We start from the raw sequence: 23,377 nt of genomic DNA, 5'->3' as shown, positions 1-23,377 counted from the left end.
AGAGCCTCACTTATTGCTACTGATTACACAGAACTTTAATCATTTCAGCTTCATGGTTAAGGATATTCTCATACCCCACCCCTTCAGGTTCCCACGCGTCGTAGCTCATCATTATCGCTTGTTTTAAGCTCTCTGCACGATTGTTCTCTTGATAGAATTTCTTCTTATCTTGCGGAGAGTAATTGGTAAGCCTTGAATTACTGCTTGGTAAGATGAGGCACAAATTGCCAAAGCGATCAACATCCTTCATTTTTCTCGCACCCGATGGATCGGTTTGTGGGAAGTAATGTTCAACAGAGGTTCGGAATGAAAATTGGAAATCATCAAAGTGCTTTCCAAGCTCTTTTTTACCTATACCATCAAACGACTCATTGTCTGATAGACGCTTCCACCGTAGGTAGTCTAGTCGGTTAAATATGAAGTTATGAACACCAGTTCCTCGATGCAATACTCCTGGATTTTCTTCACTATATGCTAATCTTTTACCTTCTGTGATTTCTTTAAAATAACGTTCACTTAAGCGTTCCAACTCAGCTAAGTACACCTGAACGTCAACAATTAATCCCGCATCCTGTGTCGTATTTCTACTCAAGGAGCTTAAAGCGTCATTTAGCCAACGCTTATACACTAGGCTGGATATGATACATGGAACATTGCCAAGATCATGCGAATCTTTTCGTTCTGGTCGCTACTAAAGGCATTTGGATAATCAGGACTTAGATTATTACCATGTTTATAAGCATTTAGCCTTAACAAACTCCACTTACGCTTTTCATCGTGTTGATCAGGCTTAATTATGTAGCTATCAAATAGAATTCGGTACTTAAGCAGTTCATACACAAAATCTTTGGCACCAACTCTCAAACCATCGTCTTTAGAAACAAATGAATCGATCAGTTTCTTATCATCTAACGAAACGTTCTCTTCCGTGTTTATTAGTTTTAACACATGAAGCAAGAAGTTTGAGAAGTCAATAACCGTACCAAAGCGCTCTTCCTTCTCTCGCTCTTCATCGTCGGTGTTTGAGCTAGATGCCTTGTTGTCGATGATTTCTCGTAGCGTCATTGCAGCTTGCTCGTATACTTATCTTGTATCGCTTCAAAGCTATGTGGCATGGTTTGCCAATCGTCGCCGAACACTTTTATAACTTCATGAGTGTCAGTATCAACAGCAAGATGGAGTATACTCCAGACTCGACGCTTACCATCAGTTCCGTGCTTTTTCACTTTCCATTCGCCCTCACCGCACAATTGAGCCAAGTTGCATGTTAGCCAGATGTTGGATAGCGTCTCTTGATGAGGCTTTGAAATTAGCCTCTACACCCTTAGCTCGGCGACTAACGGAAGTATAGTGGGGGACAAGGGACATTCGCCAATCTAAAAACAGAGTCGATAAAGCCTTGTAGCGCCGTAGAGGTAAGGAAAAAACGCGCTTTACCATGAGAGCAGTCGTGATAGCGAGATCACTAAACAATCTTGGTCTACCACGTTTATCCTGTTTAGATTGTTTCCACTCAGTTGTGACCTCTTCGTCAATCCAAAACGTGAGTGAACCTCTGTTGAGCAAGGAGTTATTGTACTTGTACCAGTTATTAGGTTTGTAGCGAGGCTTCGGCATAAAATCAAAGTCAGTGGATGAATACCCCTAATCTGGTCGTAAGATTCTGATTTAGTTCATTCGATTTCCGTAACAAAGGCAAACAGACATAAACGTTTACGGGATGAAAATCAAAATGCATTTATAGCACGGTACCACGTAATGGTCGTTAAGACCGCCGCGACAAACGGAACCAATGCCGAATTACCGCGACTGGCTATTTTCCTCATTCAACCATTTCAACGCGATACTTGATCAACCTCAAGATCAATGCGCCGATAAAAATGGCAACCACGATCGAGACTAATCGTGTAAATCCCGAAGAGAAAGAATCAATCCCTTCCTGTTTGATGATCTGATAAGTAATAATTGTGAAATTAGTGAATAGCAATTGATAGATTGTTGAATGACTCTGACGTCGCATTGCGTAACAAGCCAACTGGATACCCAAAAATAGCGTAATCCCCAAAACCACCCAGTTTGGCGCACCAAAAGCATAAAGAAACATGATTGGTAGCGTGAATAACATACCTGTTGCGGTAGTCACCAGCCGTTGCGACACAAATTCTCTTTGTGCGGTCACCATGGGCAGTTTGATCATACTGCTAATGGTTATTGCGATCAGCATGGTTTGAGAGCTGCCTACACCAATCAAAGTCTCCAATGTAATATACATTGCAGTCGCTTTGAAAATCGCTAATCCGAGGTGAGCCTCCCCTCCTTTCACGCCCTCATCTGGCTCAATCTCCGTCTGCTCGCCAGGAAACAACAGGTGACTGAACCAAGTCACCACCATTGCTATCAATAATCCCTGAAATATAACCACAGGAACACCGGAAATTGGATATTCCATTTGCTTACTTAGCACTGTCACAATGACTACGACGATCAGCGTCAACGTAGAAATGATATCTTGCGGGTTAGTATGACTTCGGTAGTAACTCCAACAAAATAACGACCAGCAAAACAGAAGGTATCCGGTAGGAGTGTCTGAGAACATACTCGCGAAAAACACAACAACAAAGCTAACAAACAACACCACAACAAGTAGCTGAAGGATCACCTTTAATGGCGGGTTCGAAGGCAATGTGGTCAGTAATATAACAACAAACATAGGCCCCAGCATAGGCAAGGGTTGACCAATGTACTTTAGATAGAAAAGCAGTAGTATTGGCGCAAAGACTATTTTTAGTACGGGATTGACGCTGCTACGAAACATAAGTCCATACACTTACAATTCTCATCCATATTCCCGCCAGCCATTCCCCTAGCGAACTTTGTTCAGTGTAAAACGCCACTGTAGCTTGTGAGCCATAGCGAATATTTGGTGGGACGCCCTTAAATACAATATTCACAGGGTAACGTTGAGCATTCAATGACTTGGTATCGGCACGGATAAAACCGGTGTTTGCATCGATGTTATTGCTGTCGCCCGTTCCCCAACCCACATTATAGACTTCACCTTCCAAGACACGGCCTGGAAGGGAATCTAGTACTACTTTAACTGTTTGACCTTCCTTGATGTATTCCAATGAGTTTTCACGCACTAACGCTGAGATCCAAATCTCTCTAGGATCAATGAAAGTTAACATCGGTGCGCCAACAGTCGCAGGTTGACCTAGCGTGAGCTGCAGGTTAGTTACAATACCGTCAGATGGCGCGATGACAGACGTCTTTTGTAGATTCAACTGCGCCTGTTCAAGCCGAGCCATAGCTGCCAATATTTGTGGGTTGTTATTACCTTGAGGACCAAGGTTTTGTTTAGCCTGGACAAGGGACGCCTCTGCAGCCTCAAGTGATGCTTGAGTTCGAGAACTCGCCTCAATGGCATTATCGCGCTCGGACTTACTGAGAACGCCTCGAGACGCCAATTCAGAAACGCGTGCAGCCTGCTCTCTCGCATTATTTCTTGCCGCTAGCGCATCAACGACTTTAGCCTGAGCCACCTCGACTGCGGCGGTATTCGCCCCAAGACTCTGGCCAGTTATCGCCAGATTAGCTTGAGCCTCACGCACTTTAAGCTCATAGTTTCTCGGGTCAATTCTAAACAGCACGTCACCAGCTCGCACAATTTGATTGTTCTTAATATTAACATCAACAATATTCCCTGATACCTCTGGAGAAATTCTTACGAGATAAGAGTGCACTCGAGCAATGCTTGTGATCGGTGTTACGCGATCTGACCACACGCTATATAACCACGCAACTAGGACTAACGTTATGATGTATATACTTAACTTTCTTGATGATTTTTCTGTTTGAGACATAGTTTATTTTACTCATTATTCCAAGATGTCGAACTGCAACCTTTTGTGGACTTATTTTGTTGGCACACAGATCCAAATCGGCTAATATGTAACAAGTGGACAACAAAATGCGCCCGTAAGATTAGGCGCATATTTTTCGTAAATTTGTAACAGAATATCAATTAGTACCGTGAATTTACCAGAAATATTTGTTCAAACAGAAATTACAAAAATTCGAGTCATGATTCTCAAAAATCACAACAAACACTTACCCGCTGTGATGCTTAACTAGTGCTTGTCTCCAGGTGATCCCCGATATAACCAATGCGCAGTAAGCCAGTACTCGCTTCGATGATCTGCTCCAACCAGACTGGACACTTCATTAAGCGACATTTTGCTGTGCAAAGTTAACTGGGCTTAGATACCCAAGAGCACTGTTCCTTCTCGTCCGATTATAATCAACCTCAATGTACTCGAAGACCGTTTGACACATCTCATCTCTGGTCATGATCGGTTCGTATTGGAGCGCTTCACTTTCATCGAATGGAAGAAGCTCTCAACACACGCATTATCCCAGCAGTTTCCTTTTCTGCTCATACTTTGCTGTATATTATAAGCAGTTATTAGGTCTCGATAATCTTTCGAGCAATACTGGCTACCTCGATCACTATGAACAATAACAACGAAGGGAACCCCCGACGGAACAGAGTTGCCGTCATCCTCGTATCCATTGACCAACCGATTACTTGTCGCGAGTAAAGGTCAATGATGACAGCCAAATACAGCCAACCTTCGCTTGTGGCAAGATACGTGATATCACCCGCCCATTTTTGATTCGGAGTCGTTGCATTAAAGTCCTGAGCTAGCAAGTTCGGAGCTACAGGCATCTTATGCTTGCTGTCTGTTGTACACTTAGACTTCCGTGCCGCTTTCGGCGTTAAAGCCTGACGCTTCAAGCTGGGTGCAATTGTTTTAACATTATGGCTATCACCGTTCTCAGCCAGTTCTTTCTGGATGCGCCTCGAACCATCTCGACCTTTACTGTTGTCCAAAGCATCTTTGACCTTTGCATCAAGCTCTTGGCGGGTTGTCTCGCGCTGGATGGTCTTTTGGCGATGCTTAATCCACTAATAAAACCCACTTCGAGAAACTCCGAACGCCTTAACCATGCGGATAACACTAAAGCACAGCAGGTGTTCGAGCATAAATTAATAGCAATCTACTTTAGATTTTTCGCGAAGTAGGTACAGCGGCCTTTTTTACAATTGCTAGCTCTTCTGCTTGCTCGGCCAACTGCCTTTTGAACTTGGCAACCTCAGCGGCTAGCTCTTGCTCTCGCTGGCTAGTATTGGTGTCTTTTCTTCGAGATCTTCCGCCCCCGTAGATTTGGGATTCATGTAAAGAGAGCTGCCTTGCTGCCGACGCTACTCCCACTTTCTCTGCTAGCTTCAGGACTTCGGCTTTAAATTCAGGTGAATGGATATTACGTTTCTTCTTATTGTTCATGGTTCACCTCGTTAGTGATTGTACTCACTTAACCGGTGTCCAAAACTTATGGTGCGGATCACTTACGCACTTCCAAATAGCTTAAACTTAAGCATCAACTATCCAATGGTTGAAGGTAAAGCGTTTAAGGGCGATAAAACTGAAACAACCCGTGAAGAAATGGCTTTGCAAGCAAAATACAACTTTACCTCTAACTTCGTCGGTTTTGCAGGATACCAGTTTGATCTGAATGACGAAAACGGTCGTAATATTAAAGACAAATGGGTTGTTGATGCACATTACTACTTATAATAGTCAGCTGTCCTAGTTGCTATTCAAGCCAGCCTAGTGCTGGCTTTTTTCGTGAAACTTGCTATCTGTCGTATGACTCAACATGGTTATGTATCGCACTCAGTATTGAAGCTTTGATTTCTTTGAGGTATTTCGCGTGTGGACACCACATTGACAGAGGTAGTTTCATACCCTCCAGCATCAAATCAAGAGTGACAGGTTCAATACCTTCAACTTTGAACTGCGGCTTTGTTAGTGCTTTAGGTAACCATGCCCATCCTAGCCCTTCCTTGACCATCTGTGTCACAACCGAGAGTTGATCCACTTGCTCATTATTAGCTGAAAATATGAATTTCTCTTTTAAACCTTCATCAACTAACGATTTTAGAATGAACTGTCTCTCGGTCACCATCGCGTCAACAACCGAGTTCTGATCTAATTTCGCTAACCGTCCACCAGCTTGAACATAAGGAACGAACTCGACGTGGCCTAAAAAAACCGAGTCCATGCTGTGCATCGCGCTACTTTCGTGCACATTAACTAATCCAAAGTGGATTGAGCCATCAACAATACCGCGCTTGATTTCAGCGCGATCACGCACTAATAACTCAACACGCATGGTCGGAAAATCTTTCGCTAATTGTTTGCGAATCATGAACAAAGCAGAAGGCGGCATAAAGCTCGAATAAGCAATCACCACACGCTCCAAACCTCCGAAAGAAAGGCTCAGTGCGATGTTTTCAAATATCCTCGCCTGTTCAACTGTTTTCTTGGCGTAATGATAAAGCAAGTGACCATCTTCGGTAGGCTCAACAGAACGGCCTACTCGGTCAAATAAAGTGATAGCCAACTGATCTTCAAGATTGCTGATGACTTGCCCCGTTGTCGTTCGGTGCTTATTGAGCTTAACGGCTGCTTTACTAAATGATAATTCTTCATACACAGTGACAAATGCCAACAGCTGCTCAAAGTTAAACGTCATGTTATTCCCCCACGTTCAGTGACTTACTCAAAATATCACTATCGTTCACCGTCGTGTCCTTAGAAATGAGTGAGATGTGACAATCGATCAGTTTATTGCCTCGCCGTTTACTATTCCAGATTTCTATACCATCGAGAGTGCCATGAGTTTCTTGACAGGGAAATCAAACGTAGGCTCAACAAACTCATACTGGCCAGAGATCGTTTCTAGCTCCGAACTCCCATTGTCATAAGTCAACTCAAGTACGCCATACACCGCATTGTTGGTATGACGTAACGCTGCAACCGGAGACATACGCTTTACTAAACAGGTCGTAAACACCACCGCTGTTAACTCCTCAACACCAGAAGGTGGCGTCTCAAAATCTAGCATCGGCCTTTGACTTATATAGATAGATTTCGGTGTCGCTAGCATCATCGTGAAGTGTTCTTCAAGCTCAATATTTGTCACAAGGATGAGCTTCGGCCCCATTTCGAGGGCCTTTTGGCAAGCCTGCGTCGCTGATTCAACGTTACTAATCTTGACTCCTGTAAACTGCTCCAGCACGTTCTTACTCGATACAATCACGTCGGCCATTGGCATCAGACTCTCAAACAATGGAGCGTGAGACTCTTTATCCGCGATAGGCTCAGCTAGCTCTGGGTGACAGACATAAAGTACTTGGCGACTTTCCTCTTTAACTCGCGTAACCAACTCACAAACTGAATCGCGGAACTTTGAGTCCGTTTGATAACCCGCAATTACAGCGCCACATTCAGATAGCTGACGGAGGCTTTCTACACCATCCGTCAACGTTAGTAATTCATCGACAAGGCTTCTACCGACAAACACCTCATGGTCTTGTGTTTGTTGTGCATTTTGAACAGCATGGATTGGCCATATGTCCAACCCCATTCGTTGAACAGGAAACCCGGTCACGCTGCTATTTAAATGCCTACCTACGCCGTAAGTTTTAATTGAAATGATACCTTTCATCGCTATGCCTACATTACTTTGCTTTACATCTATTCATTGAGTATTCGGCATAGCAATTACGCTCGAATCCCTCGCTATCAAGTGTTCTCACAAATTATCGAGGTTATCCATAAGCTGGTAGAAGAAACCAATTGAACGGCCGTATTCGTCTACACGGATGCGCTCATTCACACCATGGAAACCTTCAAACTCTGTTGTATTCTCCAACTGAATTGCCGTAATCGTGTAAACATCTGGCGCAAAATCACGAGCTTGGAAATGCTTCGAATCCGAGCCACCTATCACGAAGAAAGGCGAAACAATCAAGTCATTGCCCCAAGTTTGACGTATTGATTTCTCAAGAATTTTGTAACCATCAGAACTAGGGTCCGCAACGTTGGTTGCAGGCGTTGAAGCAGAGATATCACGAACCGTAATACGGTCATCGTTAATGGCTTTCTTCACATGTTCAATGATCACTTCCGGAGTATCACCAGGCATCGGTCTGAAGTTCACCACTGCTGTCGCGGCTGGTGGCAAGACATTGTCTTTAATGCCCGCATTAAACATGGTTACCGCCGTTGTGGTGTGCAGCATGGCTCGCGTTACTTGATTTTTGGACATAACATCCAAGAACTTCTGCTCTAACTCAGTGATAGAATCATTGTTCCCGTAAGCAACCGCTTTATACATCGGTTGTTGCTCTTCCGGCAGTTCAGGCCCTATGTATCGATATTGATAACGTATCGCGTCGTGAATTTTGTACGGGAATTGCGCCTCTTCTACTTTTGTCACCGCTTTTGCAAGAGCAACGATATTGGATTCCGCTGGCGGTTGTGATGAATGCCCACCCACTGCATTAATCGCGATTTCTAAGCTCACAAATCCTTTTTGTGCAATGCCAATCAACGCGGTATTTTCACGAATCCCAGGGAAAATGCCCGGTACAAGCGGCGCAGATTCATCGATGACGAATGCAATCTTGTCGTAGCGCTGCTCAATGATATCGGCAGCATGTTTGGCTCCCTCTGGGCCACCGACTTCTTCATCGTGACCAAAGACAAACAATATTGTTCGTTCTGGCTGAAAGCCTTCTTTGATTTTCATCTCCGCGGCTTCAAGAATCGCATGAATCTGGTTTTTATCATCGAGTACACCGCGCCCCCAGATGTAGCCGTCTTTTATCGCGCCAGAGAATGGTTCTTCTTTCCACTGACTACGCGATTCTTCGGCAACTGGGACGACGTCTTGGTGTGCCATAAATACCGCTGGCGGTAATGCCAGATTTTTGCCTTCCCACGTATAAATCAGGCTAAACGGTCTAGGGTCGCCCACAACTTCACGCTTCAACGTTTTGTGTACAAGCGGGTAAGATTGCTCAATAAAGTTGTGGTAATCGTTAAAAGCCTGCTCATCAAAATCACTGCGATCTTGATTGGAAATCGTTGGGAATTGCACCGCTTTTGATAGGCGTTTTGCTGCCCCATCTAAGTCGACCTTAACTTCGATTTGCTCCACGCCTTTCATCTGCATTGAGCTAAAGTCTTGATCGCCTGCCGCCCAAGCTGCAACGCCCGCAGTAAGGGCAATTGCTGAAGCGACGCCAGCGAAAATTTTTGAATGTTTTGTCATGTCCATTTTCCTTTTCAATAGGAAGTGAATTGGATTAGTGCTCGTTGATATGGTCAGTATTATCGAAAAGCGTTACCTCAACCAATCGCTTATGTAGGACCTAACCCTACAAACGGTTTCATCGCATAAGGACGTAATAGACAACCATCAAAAGCTTCGCTCGCAGAGCTCATCACCTTTGGGAACTGGTGACATATGCATGCACCGAAGTGTTACAAGTCAGCGCTTTTTCTGATCTGCATCCTTCATGTGAACATCAATTTGAGGGTAAGAGATTTCAACACGATTCTCTTTGAAGAGTTGATTAATTTTCTTATTCACCAAATGCAATGTTGGTAAACGATCATCAATGGAGTTGATGTGAAATCGAAGCTCGAACTCTAAACTGCTATCACCAAAAGTAAGAAAATACACGCTTGGAGCGGGAACGCCTAAGACCAGTGGTGTATCTTCTACTGCCCTATACAATAGCTCTTCAACCAGTTCGATATCGGAATCGTAGGCCACACCAACTGGAATCACTACCCTTGTGACCGAGTCCGTTAATGACCAATTTATCAGCTTATCTGTGATAAAAACTTTGTTAGGTACGACAATCTCTTTGTTGTCCCAATCAATGATGGTGGTTGAACGAGTTTGAATTTTACTGACGGTACCTGACAACTCATTAATGGTGACTGTGTCACCTATTCGTATTGGGCGCTCAAAGAGTAATATGAGGCCAGAAATAAAGTTGGCAAATATCTCCTGCAAGCCAAACCCTAACCCCACACCAATCGCAGCTACGAGCCATTGCAAGCGCTCCCACTCTATGCCTATCGTTGTAAACACGATGACAATACCTAGCATCAATATGATATACCTAAGCAAAGTAGTGATTGTATAACCTGTACCAGGAGACAGGTTCATCCTACGCAAAACTAACAATTCAAGAAGGCCTGGGATATTTCTAATGCTCACGACTGAGATGACCAAAGTCAGCAAAGCGTACATTAGTGACTTTAAAGTAATATCGACCGCTTCAACGCCACCACCCGAAGATGGTGTCACCTGCCACAAAACAACATCATCCATCCAGTTGGTTAACTCTAACTGGCTCGTCCATACCGTCGATAAAACGGTGACCAATAAGATCAAACTCAATCCTTTCAGTAACGTCATCGATTGTTCACTGATGGACTCCTTATCTAACCCCTGCTCTTCAATGTCGAATACTGATGCTTCTTCAAATCCCCCCTCGTTTTCACGAGCTATCTTTTCCTCCCGCTTAGCAAGAAAACGCTGATAGCTCAGTTGTCTCTGCTCCAGAATCAACCAGCGCTCACCTAGCTGATAAACCAAAAATACGCCGATAAGTGCGAACACGTTGAGTTGCTGAAGGACGAGTATCTTCCACGACCCCACATACAAACCCAGCATAGCCATGCCGATAACAACAAAGAATGAACCTAGAAGTGAGTAGTAGATAACAAAAAAGCCCACTCCCGATTGGAAGAAAGCAGGCAGATGATCATTCACATCCCCAAGATTTAAAACGCTTTTGTAAAGTACAAACAGCAGGCCAACCACCAGCAGATAAAGGATTCGTAGAATTTCAGCATCATTTTCTTGCGCAGTTAAACGGAAAAAGTAGAAGCAAACCAGCGTAATCAGCAAAGGAAACATGATTATTCTAATTCGATGGTGAATGGTATGACACATTTCCTTAGACCAGCGAAAATGCAACTCAAGCATTCCTTGCTTTCGACTCAAATGATAAAGAAACCCTACGCTCCACAAAAGCGCGCAACTGGCGATCATTATCTGATCATACAAAATTGATGGATAACGCACCCAGTTGAAGTCGAGGAACCACACACAGGTGAAGAAAAACACCGGTAGAATTGAAGATGCAACAAACGTAATAGCTAACACTATGATGCTGTTAGAAAAACTGTCCTTTAATGGATTGCCAAATACCTTTTTTTGTCGTTGGGAGACAAGATCGAGCTTTAATCTCGACCAACGATTTAAAAAAAGTAATATCATTGTGAATGCGACCAAATAGATAAGTGAAATTCGAACTTTATCTAACTCAATATTTTGAGTGATGAAACGGATTGGGGATGTCACACCAAATAGCTTTTTGGTGTCTAGGTTAAAAATATTTTTCCAAATTGGTGCGTTACTATAAGTCCAGACTTGACGCTCTTTAAGAAAATCTCTGGCTTCTGCCAGAGCAAGTGAATAATCACCAGAAACAACAATCAATGTCTCTATCTGATTTGAAAGTGCCTTATATAACGAATTTAACTGCTGAAGCTTCTCTAAATCAATACGCTCTGTCGCAATTAGCCTTTCTTCTTGAGACTGGCTAACTGCCCGTATGGCCTTGGTAATCTCATAAGTTCGAATGTTAACTTGCGAGCGGTAGTCTTGCAGACTTTCCATTTTGATGGTTTGGGGCAACGCTTGGAGCATGACTCTTGTATAAGCACCGAATGCCGTGGTCTTATTCAGCCAATCCAGATTGCTTTTTATTACCTCCATTTCCTCGACAAGCTCTGCATACTCGAGACTCATTCGCTCTAAATCCGAGGACATTTTGACAATTTCCAAATTAACCTTATCAATTTCTACATCAATCTTATGAGTGTTTGAAAAGTTCTTGGGATTGAGCTCGATTTCCTTTTCGACAAAGTTTTCTCGATTGAACACTCTTGTGTTTTCAGCATTATCTTCACTGGCGAGTAAATAGATGGCAATCGACATCGCAAGCATGGCTATGAAAGCCACGATGTATGAGTAGATTTCTTTTTCTCTAATCATCAACAACCCTCGCCAACGCGTGGACTCAGAAGATGCTATCCCATTACAATGAACTTACATGCCCGCTCTATCTATGGCTAATTTCTTCTGCCAACTCCTCAAAAATATTGGTCAGAGCGATACCTAGTCCTTTCGCTAATTCTTCCGGCGTTTTTTCGGACAACGCCACTTTGCTGGCAATTGTTTTATCGAAGATAATGGTCGGACGAATACTAGAGCTATCCACTAAGATGAATTGTATTTCCATTATAGCTGTTGGTGTTTGATCCTTTCTAAAGTCACCAAACAACTTGGTCACCACGGTTTTCAGGATTAAGTTGGTGGCCACGCCTGCACTATAAGGAACAATACTCCCAACCACGCCTGCGCGGGTAAGCGAAGTTGGTATTTGATTTTCGATAATCGCACTAGGTTCAGTGATGTAGCGGTTGTAGTAATCGCTTTCAAAACTGACATCGGACAGTCGGAATACCATTTGAGTATTGTTGAACGGACTTTCTACACGCACGCTATCTATCAGTATCATTTCATATTTTTCAAAATACGTTTTGACGGGCGAATCAGCGACAATGGCGTAATTCTTTGGGCTATCTGCAGGCTGACTCATGCCACAGCCAAACAAGACAAGAAGACTACAAAGCAGCAGAACATATTTGTTTCTATTCATATCTGACCACACTTAATTTGGGTTAATGGTATTCGTACATCAATTGATTTTTAATTTCTCGGGCTCAGAACTAAATATGATACTGGATGGCTGGTTCTTCAAAGTTTCAGAAAAGCTTTTCAAATTCTCGACTGTTACTCTCAAGTCTTTGATGACGTAATTAATATCTGATTGGTTGTCTGCCATGATCACATCCAACCTGACCGCAGCTCGATCTAAATCTTTTATTAACTTATTGATGTCGCCTTTGTCTTTGAGCGAAGAGTTTAGGCTTTTGCTGATTTGCGCTAAGGAAGAAACAATCTCTTTCACTTCAGGATCCGAAATAACACCATCTACACTCTTCACCATTTGATTCGAATTAATCAATAACGCTAGTAACTGTGCGTTCAGAGCATCAGCATCGAGCGCGCTAATGGATTGATTGAGCGTTTCGATTAACATGTTGATATTTGCTACAAGAGTATTGATATCCGCCTCATCCAAGCGAGCGATTAAACTCTGTATCCCTGAGACAATCTTACCCGCGGAGCTTTTTGTCGACGGCACATAAGGGTAATTTGGCTTCCAGTTAAAACTTAACCCTTCATCCATTGACGTGTAGTCAAATGACAAATACTGCTGGCCAGTAATTCCGGCCAATTGTGTCGTCGCCCTAAGACCACGCTCAATGGAAATCTCAATGCTTCTGTTCCATTCTTCGATTGTTCTCTTCGCCCCAGTAATTTCGCTGCGTACGACAACATACGATTTTCGATTTTCTCTTGGTACTGCGGCTTCATAAAGGGCATCAGACAGTTCTATCGAAACCACTTCTCCTGCCGTGATTCCTCGAAAACGTACAGGCGCCCCAACCTCAAGGCCAGAAACCGACTCGTCAAAGTAAGTTTCAACAATTATCTTCGGTGCAAACAAAGACCGACCACCCAAAATAAATAGGACAACAAACAACGAGACCAATGCTGAGACGACAAACAACCCTAACTTGTAACTGCTTTTTGAATCATCCATTACTTAGCTCACTTTCTTCTGTTAGTACGTCGGGTTGCCGGTTGAAAAACTGGCGAACTCTCATGTCCATACTTTGATCTCGTAACTCTTTAGGGTAACCTTCCGCAATAATGCCTTTAGACACTGGGTCGAGCATGATTGCCCTATCCGCAATGGAGAAAATACTTTGCAGTTCGTGTGTAACAATAATGAACGTGTACCCTAAACTCTCTCTTAAATTTAATATGGTTTGGTCTAAGTTCGCGGCGGTGATCGGGTCTAAACCCGCTGAGGGCTCATCTAAAATCAGAATATTTGCGCCAATTGCCATTGCCCTTGCAATCCCCGCACGCTTTAACATTCCACCAGATAGCTGGCTTGGCATCAGCTCGGCGGAGTGCCCCATTTCCAATAGCTCCAATAATGTTCGAGAAATTTTGTTTTTTTCCATCAAACCAAGGTCGGTAAATTCATCTAATGGGAAACGAACATTTTCCAATATGTTTAACGACCCAAACAAAGCGCCACTTTGATACATGACGCCCAGTTCTCGTTGTATTGACGCTTTTTCTGATTCACCAGCATGAACAATACTTTTACCATTAATGTAAATATCGCCAGATATGGGCGCATACAAACCGATAATGTGCTTCATTAAGCTGGACTTACCACATCCTGAACCGCCCAAAATCACGAGGATTTCACCACGCTTGACGTTAAAAGAAGCGTTCTCTAGCAGGATCTTATCGCCATATCCCATTTTTAATCCCGTGACTACAACTGCATCATCGGTTTGTTGGTTATCTAATTTCAAATTCATCCAGCTTCCTTAGGTCAGCAACACGGTAAAAAAACCATCAATGACAACAATCCAGATGATGCTGCTTACCACCGCGCTGGTCGCTGCTAAACCTACCGAGGTCGAGCCTTGTCCTGTGGCTAATCCCCTTTCACAACCTATGACAGCAATAATGAATCCAAATGTGGTGGCTTTGATCAAACCAAAGAACAAATCCCAAACGGAAAGCGCGTTTAAAAGCTGGTGATAGTACTGAACAAAGCTGATATCGAACTTTAGTAAAACAAGAGCACCACCCAAAACCCCAATAATATCGGCAAGTACCGTAAGTAGAGGCAGAACGAGGACTGAAGCATAAATCCTCGGGATAACCAGAAATTCGACCGGACAGATCCCGAAAGTGTGCAGCGCGTTGATCTCTTCATTCACTTTCTGAGTCCCAATTTCCGCCGCGAACGCAGCCCCCGTTCGACCGGCAAAAACAATGGCAGTCATTAGTGGACCAAGCTCTCTAAACATCGAAATGCCAATTCCATCGGCAACAAAGAGAACTGCACCAAATTGTTGAGCAACAAGACCAATTTCAAAAGCAATGATGACCCCCATAAGAAAACCAATTAACAAAATGATTGGAACCGCATCAGCGCCTGCCCTCGTAGCGATATTTGAAACCGTGGTCCAGTTAACGTTTTTTCTTCGGTTTATCCCTAATTTAAAAACCAATACACATTCTTTGATAAATCGAACCACAGAACCGACATAGACAAGCATCTCCCGCGTAGCGTTTCCCACACGTTCGAAAAAACCATCTTCTCCACGAGGTATTTGGGGTGCATTCTCGATATTTGATGGCGGGACAAGTTCGGCCAAGCTAGCACTAAGGCCAATAATTGAGATTTCAGCGCCAGGAGGCCGAAAGCGAGTTTGTAAATCAGATAAAAAAGCGACACCTGATATATCAACAAAAGTTAAGTTGCTGGCATTCACCACGATGGGAGAGTCGGGATAAGACTCCAAAATGTCGTTCGCTTTCTCCCATAAATCTCCAACCATGGCAGAAGTAATCCTTTCAGCTAACTCAATTTCTAAATTGCTTTCATCCATACACTTCATCCCATCAACCGCCGAACAAGCTTATCGTCAGGGCATTAATCGTTTCCGGCCAAATCGACGAACACTGCCCTTGAGTAAGCTTAGTCAAAGATTCAATGATTCATTGTCTTACATGAACAAAAAACGTGCATTCATGACATTGATGAGCTGGCAATAGCTCTACTGTTCAGGCTTTGAGTAGCAAGCGCATCACTCTTCGGTTTTCGGTGCAGAACAAGGCTCAGATTTTACTTACACCATTTGTAGGATGGCGTCCTACAAATGCGATTATCTGCTTTTCATCTCTTCCCTTATCTTTGCCTCATCCAAGACAAACGAGACAACTTCATGAACACAATGCCGCACGAGCTGGTATGGGGTGAAATCTATTTCCCGCCGCTGCTTTTAGTCATCGGATTGGCTTACGTTCTGACCACGATGGTGACTTCGCTAGCAACGAGATGCGGACTACATAAGTACGTTGCATTCCCTGCACTGGCAGAGCTAAGTCTGATTGTCATTTTTACCGGCGTTATTGGCCAATTTATTTCGATCTTTTGAGGAAAGCACACTGTGATTAAACGTTATCTCATTACCCTTATTTTGTTGTGTACCGCGGGTACTGTGCTTTACACCCACTACCAAACATACACAAACAATCCATGGACGCGAGACGGACAGGTGAGTGCCTATGTTATCTCCATTACGCCTCGAGTCACTGGGCAGGTTACGCAGGTGTATGTTGCTGATAACTCAAAAGTAAAAAAGGGAGATTTGCTGTTTGAGATTGATCCAAGCACATACGTTGCGTCTTACCACAAAGCACTGGCAAACCAGAAACAAGCGACTGCATTGCTAGCAAAGGCACAAAATGAAGAACAGCGAGCACGAAAATTAGAGAAACGTACGCACGGTGCGGTACCTGCGTTAACTCTTAGCAATTTACATAATGCCGTACAAACAGCGCAGGCAAATGTTGAACTAGCGAAAGCAAACATTGAAGAAGCGCAGCTTAACTTGGACTTCACCAAAGTTTACGCGCCGACCGATGGTTACATCACCAATCTAAACGTTCGAGTGGGCTCTCAAGTGGTCGCAAACTCCCCTGTTGTCGCCCTTATTGATGAAAATAGCTTCTGGATTGAAGGTTACTTTAAAGAAACAGACCTCGCGGGCATTGCCCCTAACGACCGCGCAACCGTGACATTACTCATGCATGATGACGTCGCGTTAGAAGGCAAAATCAAAAGCATTGGTTTTGGCATTGCGAAAAAAGATGGCATAACAGGCAATGACCTTCTGCCAACAGTGAACCCTAACTTTCAGTGGATTCGCTTAGCTCAACGTATCCCAGTCAAAGTGACATTGAATGAAATGCCAAAAGATCTGCAGCTTCGCGTAGGCATGACGGCATCGATAAAAATCATCAAACACTAATTAGGTGAAGGTCATGCTGAGTTCATCGACTAAAGAAGCAATAAAAGCCGCGCTCTCAATTGTTGTCGCTATTTGCCTTGCACTATGGTTTCAGTGGGAAAAACCTTATTGGGCGGCCATTGCGGTTGCTGTTATGGCACTAAATGAAAGCTTTGCCCACTCAATTCATAAAGGACACAACCGCGTTTGGGGAACGCTCATCGGAATCGCTTATGCGCTTTTCTTAATTGGTACGTTTCCTCAAGATCCATTTTTGTTTTTGAGCTTTTTAACTCTGTTTCTTGGCTTGTGTATTTTCATGTCGAGTGACGAGAAATATGGCTACATATTTTCGATGGCCTTTACGGTTTGTGCGTTAGTTGCTTGTATGGGTCAATTTGATGATCAAACTATATTTCATTTCGCGATATTACGACTTCAAGAAACAGTTCTAGGTGTAATAACATTCTCTGTTGTTTATCGAGTCATTTGGCCAATAAATACTGAGCAGAAATTTATTCAGCAGTTTGAAGAAAGTCGAACATTGCTACTAGAAGCTCTTAGAAATAAGCACGACTTTAACCTTGAAGCGCTAGAAGCCAATTCAGGAAATATCAACAAGCTTTATCAACTGCTTAACCTACCGTTAAAAGGTAGCTATCGGCTCAGACAGCACCGACGTGCTTGGCTCGAGCGAGTCAACGAATTGACTCACATTCAAGACAAACTACTAAACCGAGGGGATAAGTCAAATTCAAACAGTGCAGAATGGAAAGCTCTTACCGAGCAGTTAGAAAACTTTTATGTAGATAAGCCTCAAACTTCGCTCATTGGTGTCAAAGATAGCGATAAAATAGAAAGCGTTAACTCATCACTTCGCCAAGGAAAACGAACATTTTTCCAACATATCAAAGAGGATAAACGTAAAGTGTTTCACGGGGTGTCGATGTTCGTAACATCATTGCTCGTTTGGATTTATCTCCCAATACCCGGTGGTTCTATTTTTCCGATGATCGCAGCGGCTTTTTCTTGCATCTTACCGACAATGCCACCGAGCGTACTTAAAGATGCTTTCTTTGGTGTTATAGGCACAGGAACCGTAATTCTACTGGAGTACGTGTTTTTGATGCCACTCATGACTGAGCTATGGCAGTTAGCGTTATTTTACTTCATCAACACGATAGTAATTTGGGAGGTATTTTCAACACCAAAAATGCTGATTCATCGAGTTCTAGGGATTAATCTATTGGTTGTACTGACCTCCGGCGCGTTAAACCTGACTCCAATATATAGAATTGAAACACCAATTTTAATGCTGACGAATATTTTAATTATTCTTCTGATCGGCAAATTGTTTTCTGACCTGTTTTGTAAACCTCAAAATGTGCGCAGAGTTTAGAAACTCGATATTAATAGCCATGCTATTCATGTAATGAATTATCAAAATAAATTTTGAAATAACACATACACATTTTTAGAAAATGGGTATTTAGAATATTAAAGAGAGACCATTGTGAAATTAAAAATAGGACTGGTATTTTTAACCACTTTATTTACCCAGTTAAGTTTTGCTCTAGATTCATTTTTCCCTATTTGGGGAGATGAAGCAGAAAAGCGTGGCTATTCACTGCCAAAACCTTATGGTCTTTCCCTTTCATACATGGATATGAGCAATCCAATCACGGTCAACAGTATTGATTTAACAGGACATCCGGTACTTGAGGCACTTGATATTGATGCTAACCACGCCGATTTTAAAGGTTCCAATATTACTCTAAGGGGAGACGTGTGGATTTTCCCGTTTATGAATATCTATGGAATTATTGGTTATACCCAAGGCACGAGCACAGCAAAAATTAACGCTTTAAGTTGCGACACTTCCTCCGTGCAAGGTATCGGAAACAAAGTTCTGTGCTCGCTGCTCGATGCCGCGGGTGACGAGCTACCGGATAGCGCCGCATTTGAGTTAGAGATGGACGGAGGAACCTATGGAGCAGGCACCACATTAGCTGGCGGTGTGGGAAATTGGTTCGCACTACTCGATATGAACTACACCTACACCAGCATAGCCGCCATTGATGGCAATATTAAAACCTTCGTGGCTGCCCCTCGAGTCGGATATCGCTGGCAATACGATGGCGGACGCGAACTGCGCGTATTTGTTGGCGCCATGTATCAAAATGTTCAACAAGAATTGTCTGGTGACCTCAAAAGCTTAAACCTACCACCGCAACTACTTGGCTTAGTTGAAAACTTGAGCCCTGATGCGGGCTTCAATGTCAGTCAAAGTGCCGATGAGAACTGGAACAGTGTGCTTGGTTTCCAATATGCCTTTAACAAAGACTGGGAGATATTGATGGAGGCCGGATTTGGGGAGCGTGAGACCTTATTCTTTTCATTAGGTCGTCGATTCTAGGATTGAAAGCATGACAAGATTACTTCCTATTATCTGTCTATTGCTATCTGGAGCAACTCTCGCCGAAGAGGCTTTGCAAAAGTCAGAAATGCATGAACTGACAAGCTATCAGCAATATCAAGCGTGGCTTGAGAACTTATTGCTGGAACTAGGCGCGGATGGTCAGTTCGATCCTGAAAAAGGCATCGACTGGAGTGTCATGCCCGGCCCCTTTTATACTCCAGAGAAAAAGTTTGGTATTGGCGTATCGGCGGTCGGGCTCTATAAGCCAGATATTAATGATATCGACTCCCAACCAAGCTCTATTACCGTTAACGGTTTTGGGTCAATAAATGGTGCTTATGGGGTATCTATCAACAATGCCAACTACTTAAACAACGATAAATACCGCTTGTTTGTTGACGCTGAACTAACGGATTCTCCCGATGTATTTCATGGTATGGGCGTTGATGCAGGAATTCACAATGAACGAGTTAATTATGACCGACGCAGTTATTCCGCCTCAATCACTGGTATGACGCGTGTATTACCATTTACCTACTTAGGCATAGGGCTCTCCTTTTTCCACAATGAAGCATCCAACGCCAAACAAGAAAATACACACATCCCCTGGATAGGTGATGATTTGGCGGAGTTTCCTAGCACGCAGCGAAATATTGGCGGCATGCTCAACCTCACTTATGACTCTCGGGACTTCGCCCTAAATGCCTCAAAAGGCAGACTGATTGAGCTTGAATACCAGCGCTTCAGCACTGAATTAGGCTCAGATAATGATTTTGAACGTGTGAGGCTTAATTACAGCGATTATCGTTCCCTATCGTCAATTCCTGGTGTTTTGGCCTGGCAAATACGCTCCGAATCCAACTTCGGCGACGTGAGCTGGGATCAAATGGCAATGCTCGGAGGCGCTGAGGCTCTTCGTGGCTATGAACAAGGCCAATATCGCGGCAGAAATATGCTGATTTCCCAAGTAGAGTATCGGCAGCCGCTATCTGGGCGCCATGGCATAGTGTACTGGTTAGGAGCAGGCACACTGGCTGAAGAATTTGATCAACTGGGTCAAGAAGAATGGCTCTATTCTGTCGGCGTTGGCTACCGATTTGAAATCAAGCAGCGAGTTAACCTGCGTTTAGATATCGGCTTTGGTAACGATCAAAGTGGATTTTACTTTGCAATTAATGAAGCGTTTTAACTGAAATGAACCGTATACTTTTTATATCTCTTTACACTGCCACCCTTTGTACCTTCTTGGCTGGATGCTCGTCCGACAATTGGGCAATTCATGCGATGCCAAGTTCGAATCAGGCCGCTGATATGCTCGCAGGTGATCTGACGACCAATCAAAATTGGTATTTGGATGAGTCTCGCTACCCTCAATTGACCGTACCGCAGAACGTACGCCCGTGTTGTGCCTTTGGGGATATGCAGAAAGTCAAAATTGGACCAGTTCCAGTGCCCTTCTTCAGACTGAGCAACGTTGTCGAACTTGAGGAGATAGGCCCGCACAAGTTTGCCAGCGGGATATATCACTACACACCGTCATCCTCATCGGCATTGGGTCATGGCGGCAGCGAAAATAACGGGATCTTATACACGCAAAAAGGTGGCTTTATCGACCTCGCCCATGTGCGCGATACCGCCGATGACACCATGGGCTTATTTTTCGAGATACTCGCCAACTTAGGCCAAGCCCATCGCATTGATTTACCTGCTGAATTAGGACCAAGATACGTCGAGATGGCCTCGTTCGACGCATCTTCTTTAACCGATGAACAAAGGTGGTCTGTGGCCGCTCATTTAGCCGCACGCTTAGCCTACTTCAAAGCTGAATCCCACGAGATCGCCCAGTGGCACGGCTACGCAAGTTTTTCAGGTTGGCCAGAAACCATTTCAGCCTACTCGCTTGAAGACCTCTACTCCAACATGTTGGGAGCTAAAATTGTACTTAACCTCATTCAACAACATAAGATGCTGAGCGAAAGAGAATACAACCAAAACGTCAGCTTACTTCTCAATGCAAGTCTGCAAGAACTTGGCGTCGTTGATAAATCTCAATCAAAACTGGTATTAGCCGCCGTCGACGGTAAATGGTGGAACTCACACGAGTCAATCCCAAACAAATACATGGTTCTGCAACGTCACTATGATCTAGGAGATATACAAACGCCCCACCGACTAACACCGGAGCTATTAGGTAAAGAGAACTCGAACTTACAGTATCTCGCGCAATCTCCCGCGATTATGCTCACCATACCAGCATCTGTAGAGTCGCTGGATCTAGATAACATTGCCAAGTTAGTACTTGAAGTAGCGCCGAGTTATGCAGATACCTTCAACCACATCCCAAAACGTATCTGGTCAGAGCGTATCGAACATACTCAGTTCGCCGTTATTGCGCAGTATGCAGAACGACAGGATAACCAGGATTTGAAACAATTAGGTATTACTGATGAGTAACGTCCATTCTTTAAAAAAAGTGATTCGGTTATTAATCGTCCCTCTCCTGTTTTGGGGATTATACGGCTGTGCTAGCGGTAATCAGTATAATGAACTGACGTTTTCAGAAGTGGAAGTTTTTCCAGCAGCGATTAAGACTGAAGATGCGCAAGGTAGCAAACCGAAACTGGCCATCGCCTTTGGTGGTGGCGCATCTCGAGGCATGATGCACCTCGGGGTGATCAAGGCACTGGACGAAGCAGGCATCAAAGCCGATATCGTCACTGGTACTTCGGTAGGGTCAATTGCGGCTGCACTATACAGCAGTAACGAATACCCGGATATAGAACGCAAGATGTTCGAATTTAGCGAACACGACATCGTCGATATTAGCCTCTCTCGCGCGGGACTTATCGAAGGTAAGGCCCTGGCCAAATGGGTAAACCAGCAAACAGGGTACGACGATTTACGAGATCTCCCTATAACCACAGGCATAGTTGCCACAAATTTAACCCAGAAGAAAGCGGTCATGCTCACTGAAGGTGACATAGGTGAGGCGGTACAAACCTCCTCCAGCGTCCCTGGCGTATTTATCCCTGTACATCACAATGATGATATTTTGGTTGATGGTGGCATTCTGTCACTGGTTCCAGTGTATGCTGCACGGCAGTTAGGCGCAGATATTGTTATTGGGGTGGATGTATTCTGTAGCATACCCCCACCGTTAAAAGATACTGCGATTGACACCATGGCCAGCTCCTTTTGGTTACAGAGCTGCATTGTTACGAAAGATGAAATTAATAGCGCGGATATTGTCATCGTACCCTCTGCCCCCGACCCTAGTTTAGCGAATTTCGGTGGTGAACCAGAACGAATGGCGGCCATGCAGGCCGGTTACAAAGCAATGAAGAAGGCACTGGTGGCGCTTGAATCTAAATTGGGCCAGTAAGAAAGAATCAAGGCCTAAAAAGTGACGTTGTGGAGAATTGAGCAAGTGCAATTGTCCCCTAGTTTAATGAACTGAAGATTTACAAATTCAGTCCTTCATATGAAATAAGTATGGTTCACTTTTCCTTCTGAGGTCGCTCTTTTTTCAAGAAAAAACACTTAAAAAAATCAAAAATTAAGAATCAACCTTGGAATAGATAAAATTTCATCAAATGATAAGTTCTGTCATTCCGAAAACAGTCTAAATGGAGATAGGTTCAGCTTTTGGTTACATGTTAAGCGTAAAGTATGAAACGAGTATTATTTTGAAATATGCGTCACTAACTAAAAGAAAATCGTTAGTAATATGTGAAAAAATGAGATAGAAATCTTGACAAAAAGTGGATTCAAAATTAAGCGTGAAGCTGACTCACTACAAGTTTTATAGATAGCTAAAGACGATATGGAATCTACCTTTACCAAGAAAAAAATGTCGCAATTACATAGTACTATTTGCGCTGTGGCAGTAGGTTATTATTTCGTCTAAATTTCTTTTGGTAAGGATCTTGCAAGACAAGTTTTCGGTGAAAGAAAAAGGTGAAGCCTCTACAAGAGAGCTTTGCTCCACTCTTTCAGATTT

At 43.5% G+C, this 23,377-nt stretch carries 20 protein-coding genes and 2 pseudogenes; 8 read left to right on the top strand and 14 right to left on the bottom strand.

Annotated elements, in window-relative coordinates:
• Positions 1 to 16: 16 nt before the first annotated feature.
• The 6 genes and pseudogenes from ACWYVB_RS14145 to ACWYVB_RS14120 form a co-directional block, all read right to left on the bottom strand.
• Positions 17 to 592: an HNH endonuclease family protein gene (locus ACWYVB_RS14145; protein ID WP_257880409.1), complete on the bottom strand. Its 576-nt coding sequence runs from the start codon at positions 590 to 592 to the stop codon at positions 17 to 19.
• A 35-nt stretch (positions 593 to 627) separates the two neighbouring features.
• A complete protein-coding gene (locus tag ACWYVB_RS14140) occupies positions 628 to 1,065 on the bottom strand; it encodes a hypothetical protein (protein WP_257880408.1) in 438 nt (145 codons plus the stop codon).
• A gap of 174 nt (positions 1,066 to 1,239) precedes the next feature.
• A complete protein-coding gene (locus ACWYVB_RS14135) occupies positions 1,240 to 1,617 on the bottom strand; it encodes a transposase (protein ID WP_140050346.1) in 378 nt (125 codons plus the stop codon).
• 205 nt (positions 1,618 to 1,822) lie between these two features.
• On the bottom strand, positions 1,823 to 2,815 hold the full coding sequence (locus ACWYVB_RS14130) for a DUF2955 domain-containing protein (RefSeq protein WP_140050345.1): 993 nt from the start codon (positions 2,813 to 2,815) through the stop codon (positions 1,823 to 1,825).
• Positions 2,805 to 3,863 carry an HlyD family secretion protein gene (locus ACWYVB_RS14125; RefSeq protein WP_140050344.1) on the bottom strand — a complete coding sequence of 353 codons (1,059 nt, stop codon included), beginning with the start codon at positions 3,861 to 3,863 and terminating at the stop codon, positions 2,805 to 2,807. The genes ACWYVB_RS14130 and ACWYVB_RS14125 overlap by 11 nt, the downstream gene beginning before the upstream one ends.
• 361 nt (positions 3,864 to 4,224) lie before the next feature.
• A pseudogene (locus ACWYVB_RS14120) lies at positions 4,225 to 5,348 on the bottom strand (IS3 family transposase).
• A gap of 57 nt (positions 5,349 to 5,405) precedes the next feature.
• Here ACWYVB_RS14120 and ACWYVB_RS14115 point away from each other — a divergent pair.
• Positions 5,406 to 5,639 (top strand): annotated as a pseudogene (locus ACWYVB_RS14115) (porin); the annotation flags it as partial.
• Between the two features lie 61 nt (positions 5,640 to 5,700).
• Here the strand turns inward: ACWYVB_RS14115 and ACWYVB_RS14110 are convergent.
• The 8 genes from ACWYVB_RS14110 to ACWYVB_RS14075 all read right to left on the bottom strand — a co-directional run bounded on the left by ACWYVB_RS14110 (position 5,701) and on the right by ACWYVB_RS14075 (position 15,554).
• The gene (locus tag ACWYVB_RS14110; RefSeq protein ID WP_457529239.1) at positions 5,701 to 6,600 is read right to left on the bottom strand and encodes a LysR family transcriptional regulator; all 900 of its coding nucleotides are present in this window, start codon (positions 6,598 to 6,600) and stop codon (positions 5,701 to 5,703) included.
• A 123-nt stretch (positions 6,601 to 6,723) separates the two neighbouring features.
• A complete protein-coding gene (gene pdxY, locus ACWYVB_RS14105) occupies positions 6,724 to 7,575 on the bottom strand; it encodes a pyridoxal kinase (RefSeq protein ID WP_029844131.1) in 852 nt (283 codons plus the stop codon).
• Between the two features lie 87 nt (positions 7,576 to 7,662).
• Complete coding sequence (locus ACWYVB_RS14100) at positions 7,663 to 9,186, bottom strand: M20 family peptidase (RefSeq protein ID WP_457529236.1); 1,524 nt, start codon at positions 9,184 to 9,186, stop codon at positions 7,663 to 7,665.
• Between the two features lie 219 nt (positions 9,187 to 9,405).
• Complete coding sequence (locus ACWYVB_RS14095; protein WP_140050396.1) at positions 9,406 to 11,994, bottom strand: mechanosensitive ion channel domain-containing protein; 2,589 nt, start codon at positions 11,992 to 11,994, stop codon at positions 9,406 to 9,408.
• Positions 11,995 to 12,061: 67 nt separating this feature from the next.
• Entirely contained in the window at positions 12,062 to 12,661 is a 600-nt protein-coding gene (locus tag ACWYVB_RS14090) for an ABC-type transport auxiliary lipoprotein family protein (RefSeq protein ID WP_065778972.1), read from the bottom strand.
• Between the two features lie 39 nt (positions 12,662 to 12,700).
• Positions 12,701 to 13,672: an MlaD family protein gene (locus ACWYVB_RS14085; protein ID WP_140050397.1), complete on the bottom strand. Its 972-nt coding sequence runs from the start codon at positions 13,670 to 13,672 to the stop codon at positions 12,701 to 12,703.
• Positions 13,665 to 14,471 (bottom strand): ABC transporter ATP-binding protein, encoded by an 807-nt coding sequence (locus tag ACWYVB_RS14080; RefSeq protein ID WP_025551466.1) that lies wholly within the window; start codon positions 14,469 to 14,471, stop codon positions 13,665 to 13,667. The genes ACWYVB_RS14085 and ACWYVB_RS14080 overlap by 8 nt, the downstream gene beginning before the upstream one ends.
• Positions 14,472 to 14,480: 9 nt before the next feature.
• Positions 14,481 to 15,554, bottom strand: coding sequence for an ABC transporter permease (locus ACWYVB_RS14075; RefSeq protein ID WP_025624181.1), 1,074 nt, complete (start codon positions 15,552 to 15,554; stop codon positions 14,481 to 14,483).
• 336 nt (positions 15,555 to 15,890) lie between these two features.
• Between ACWYVB_RS14075 and ACWYVB_RS14070 the strand changes: the two genes are divergently transcribed.
• The 7 genes from ACWYVB_RS14070 to ACWYVB_RS14040 all read left to right on the top strand — a co-directional run bounded on the left by ACWYVB_RS14070 (position 15,891) and on the right by ACWYVB_RS14040 (position 22,759).
• Positions 15,891 to 16,103 carry a DUF1656 domain-containing protein gene (locus ACWYVB_RS14070; RefSeq protein ID WP_005454886.1) on the top strand — a complete coding sequence of 71 codons (213 nt, stop codon included), beginning with the start codon at positions 15,891 to 15,893 and terminating at the stop codon, positions 16,101 to 16,103.
• A gap of 12 nt (positions 16,104 to 16,115) precedes the next feature.
• A complete protein-coding gene (locus ACWYVB_RS14065; protein WP_015296643.1) occupies positions 16,116 to 16,979 on the top strand; it encodes an HlyD family secretion protein in 864 nt (287 codons plus the stop codon).
• A gap of 13 nt (positions 16,980 to 16,992) precedes the next feature.
• A complete protein-coding gene (locus ACWYVB_RS14060) occupies positions 16,993 to 18,357 on the top strand; it encodes an FUSC family protein (RefSeq protein ID WP_457529230.1) in 1,365 nt (454 codons plus the stop codon).
• A gap of 114 nt (positions 18,358 to 18,471) precedes the next feature.
• Positions 18,472 to 19,374: a hypothetical protein gene (locus ACWYVB_RS14055; RefSeq protein WP_457529228.1), complete on the top strand. Its 903-nt coding sequence runs from the start codon at positions 18,472 to 18,474 to the stop codon at positions 19,372 to 19,374.
• Between the two features lie 10 nt (positions 19,375 to 19,384).
• Complete coding sequence (locus ACWYVB_RS14050; RefSeq protein ID WP_457529226.1) at positions 19,385 to 20,566, top strand: BamA/TamA family outer membrane protein; 1,182 nt, start codon at positions 19,385 to 19,387, stop codon at positions 20,564 to 20,566.
• Positions 20,567 to 20,661: 95 nt separating this feature from the next.
• A complete protein-coding gene (locus tag ACWYVB_RS14045; RefSeq protein ID WP_457529224.1) occupies positions 20,662 to 21,831 on the top strand; it encodes a DUF4056 domain-containing protein in 1,170 nt (389 codons plus the stop codon).
• On the top strand, positions 21,824 to 22,759 hold the full coding sequence (locus tag ACWYVB_RS14040; RefSeq protein WP_140050378.1) for a patatin-like phospholipase family protein: 936 nt from the start codon (positions 21,824 to 21,826) through the stop codon (positions 22,757 to 22,759). The genes ACWYVB_RS14045 and ACWYVB_RS14040 overlap by 8 nt, the downstream gene beginning before the upstream one ends.
• The last annotated feature ends 618 nt before the right edge of the window (positions 22,760 to 23,377 follow it).

Source organism: Vibrio sp. JZG10 (genome assembly GCF_054064075.1).
The sequence above is the reverse complement of the archived record's forward strand: the minus strand, read 5'-3'. Positions and strand labels throughout refer to the sequence as shown.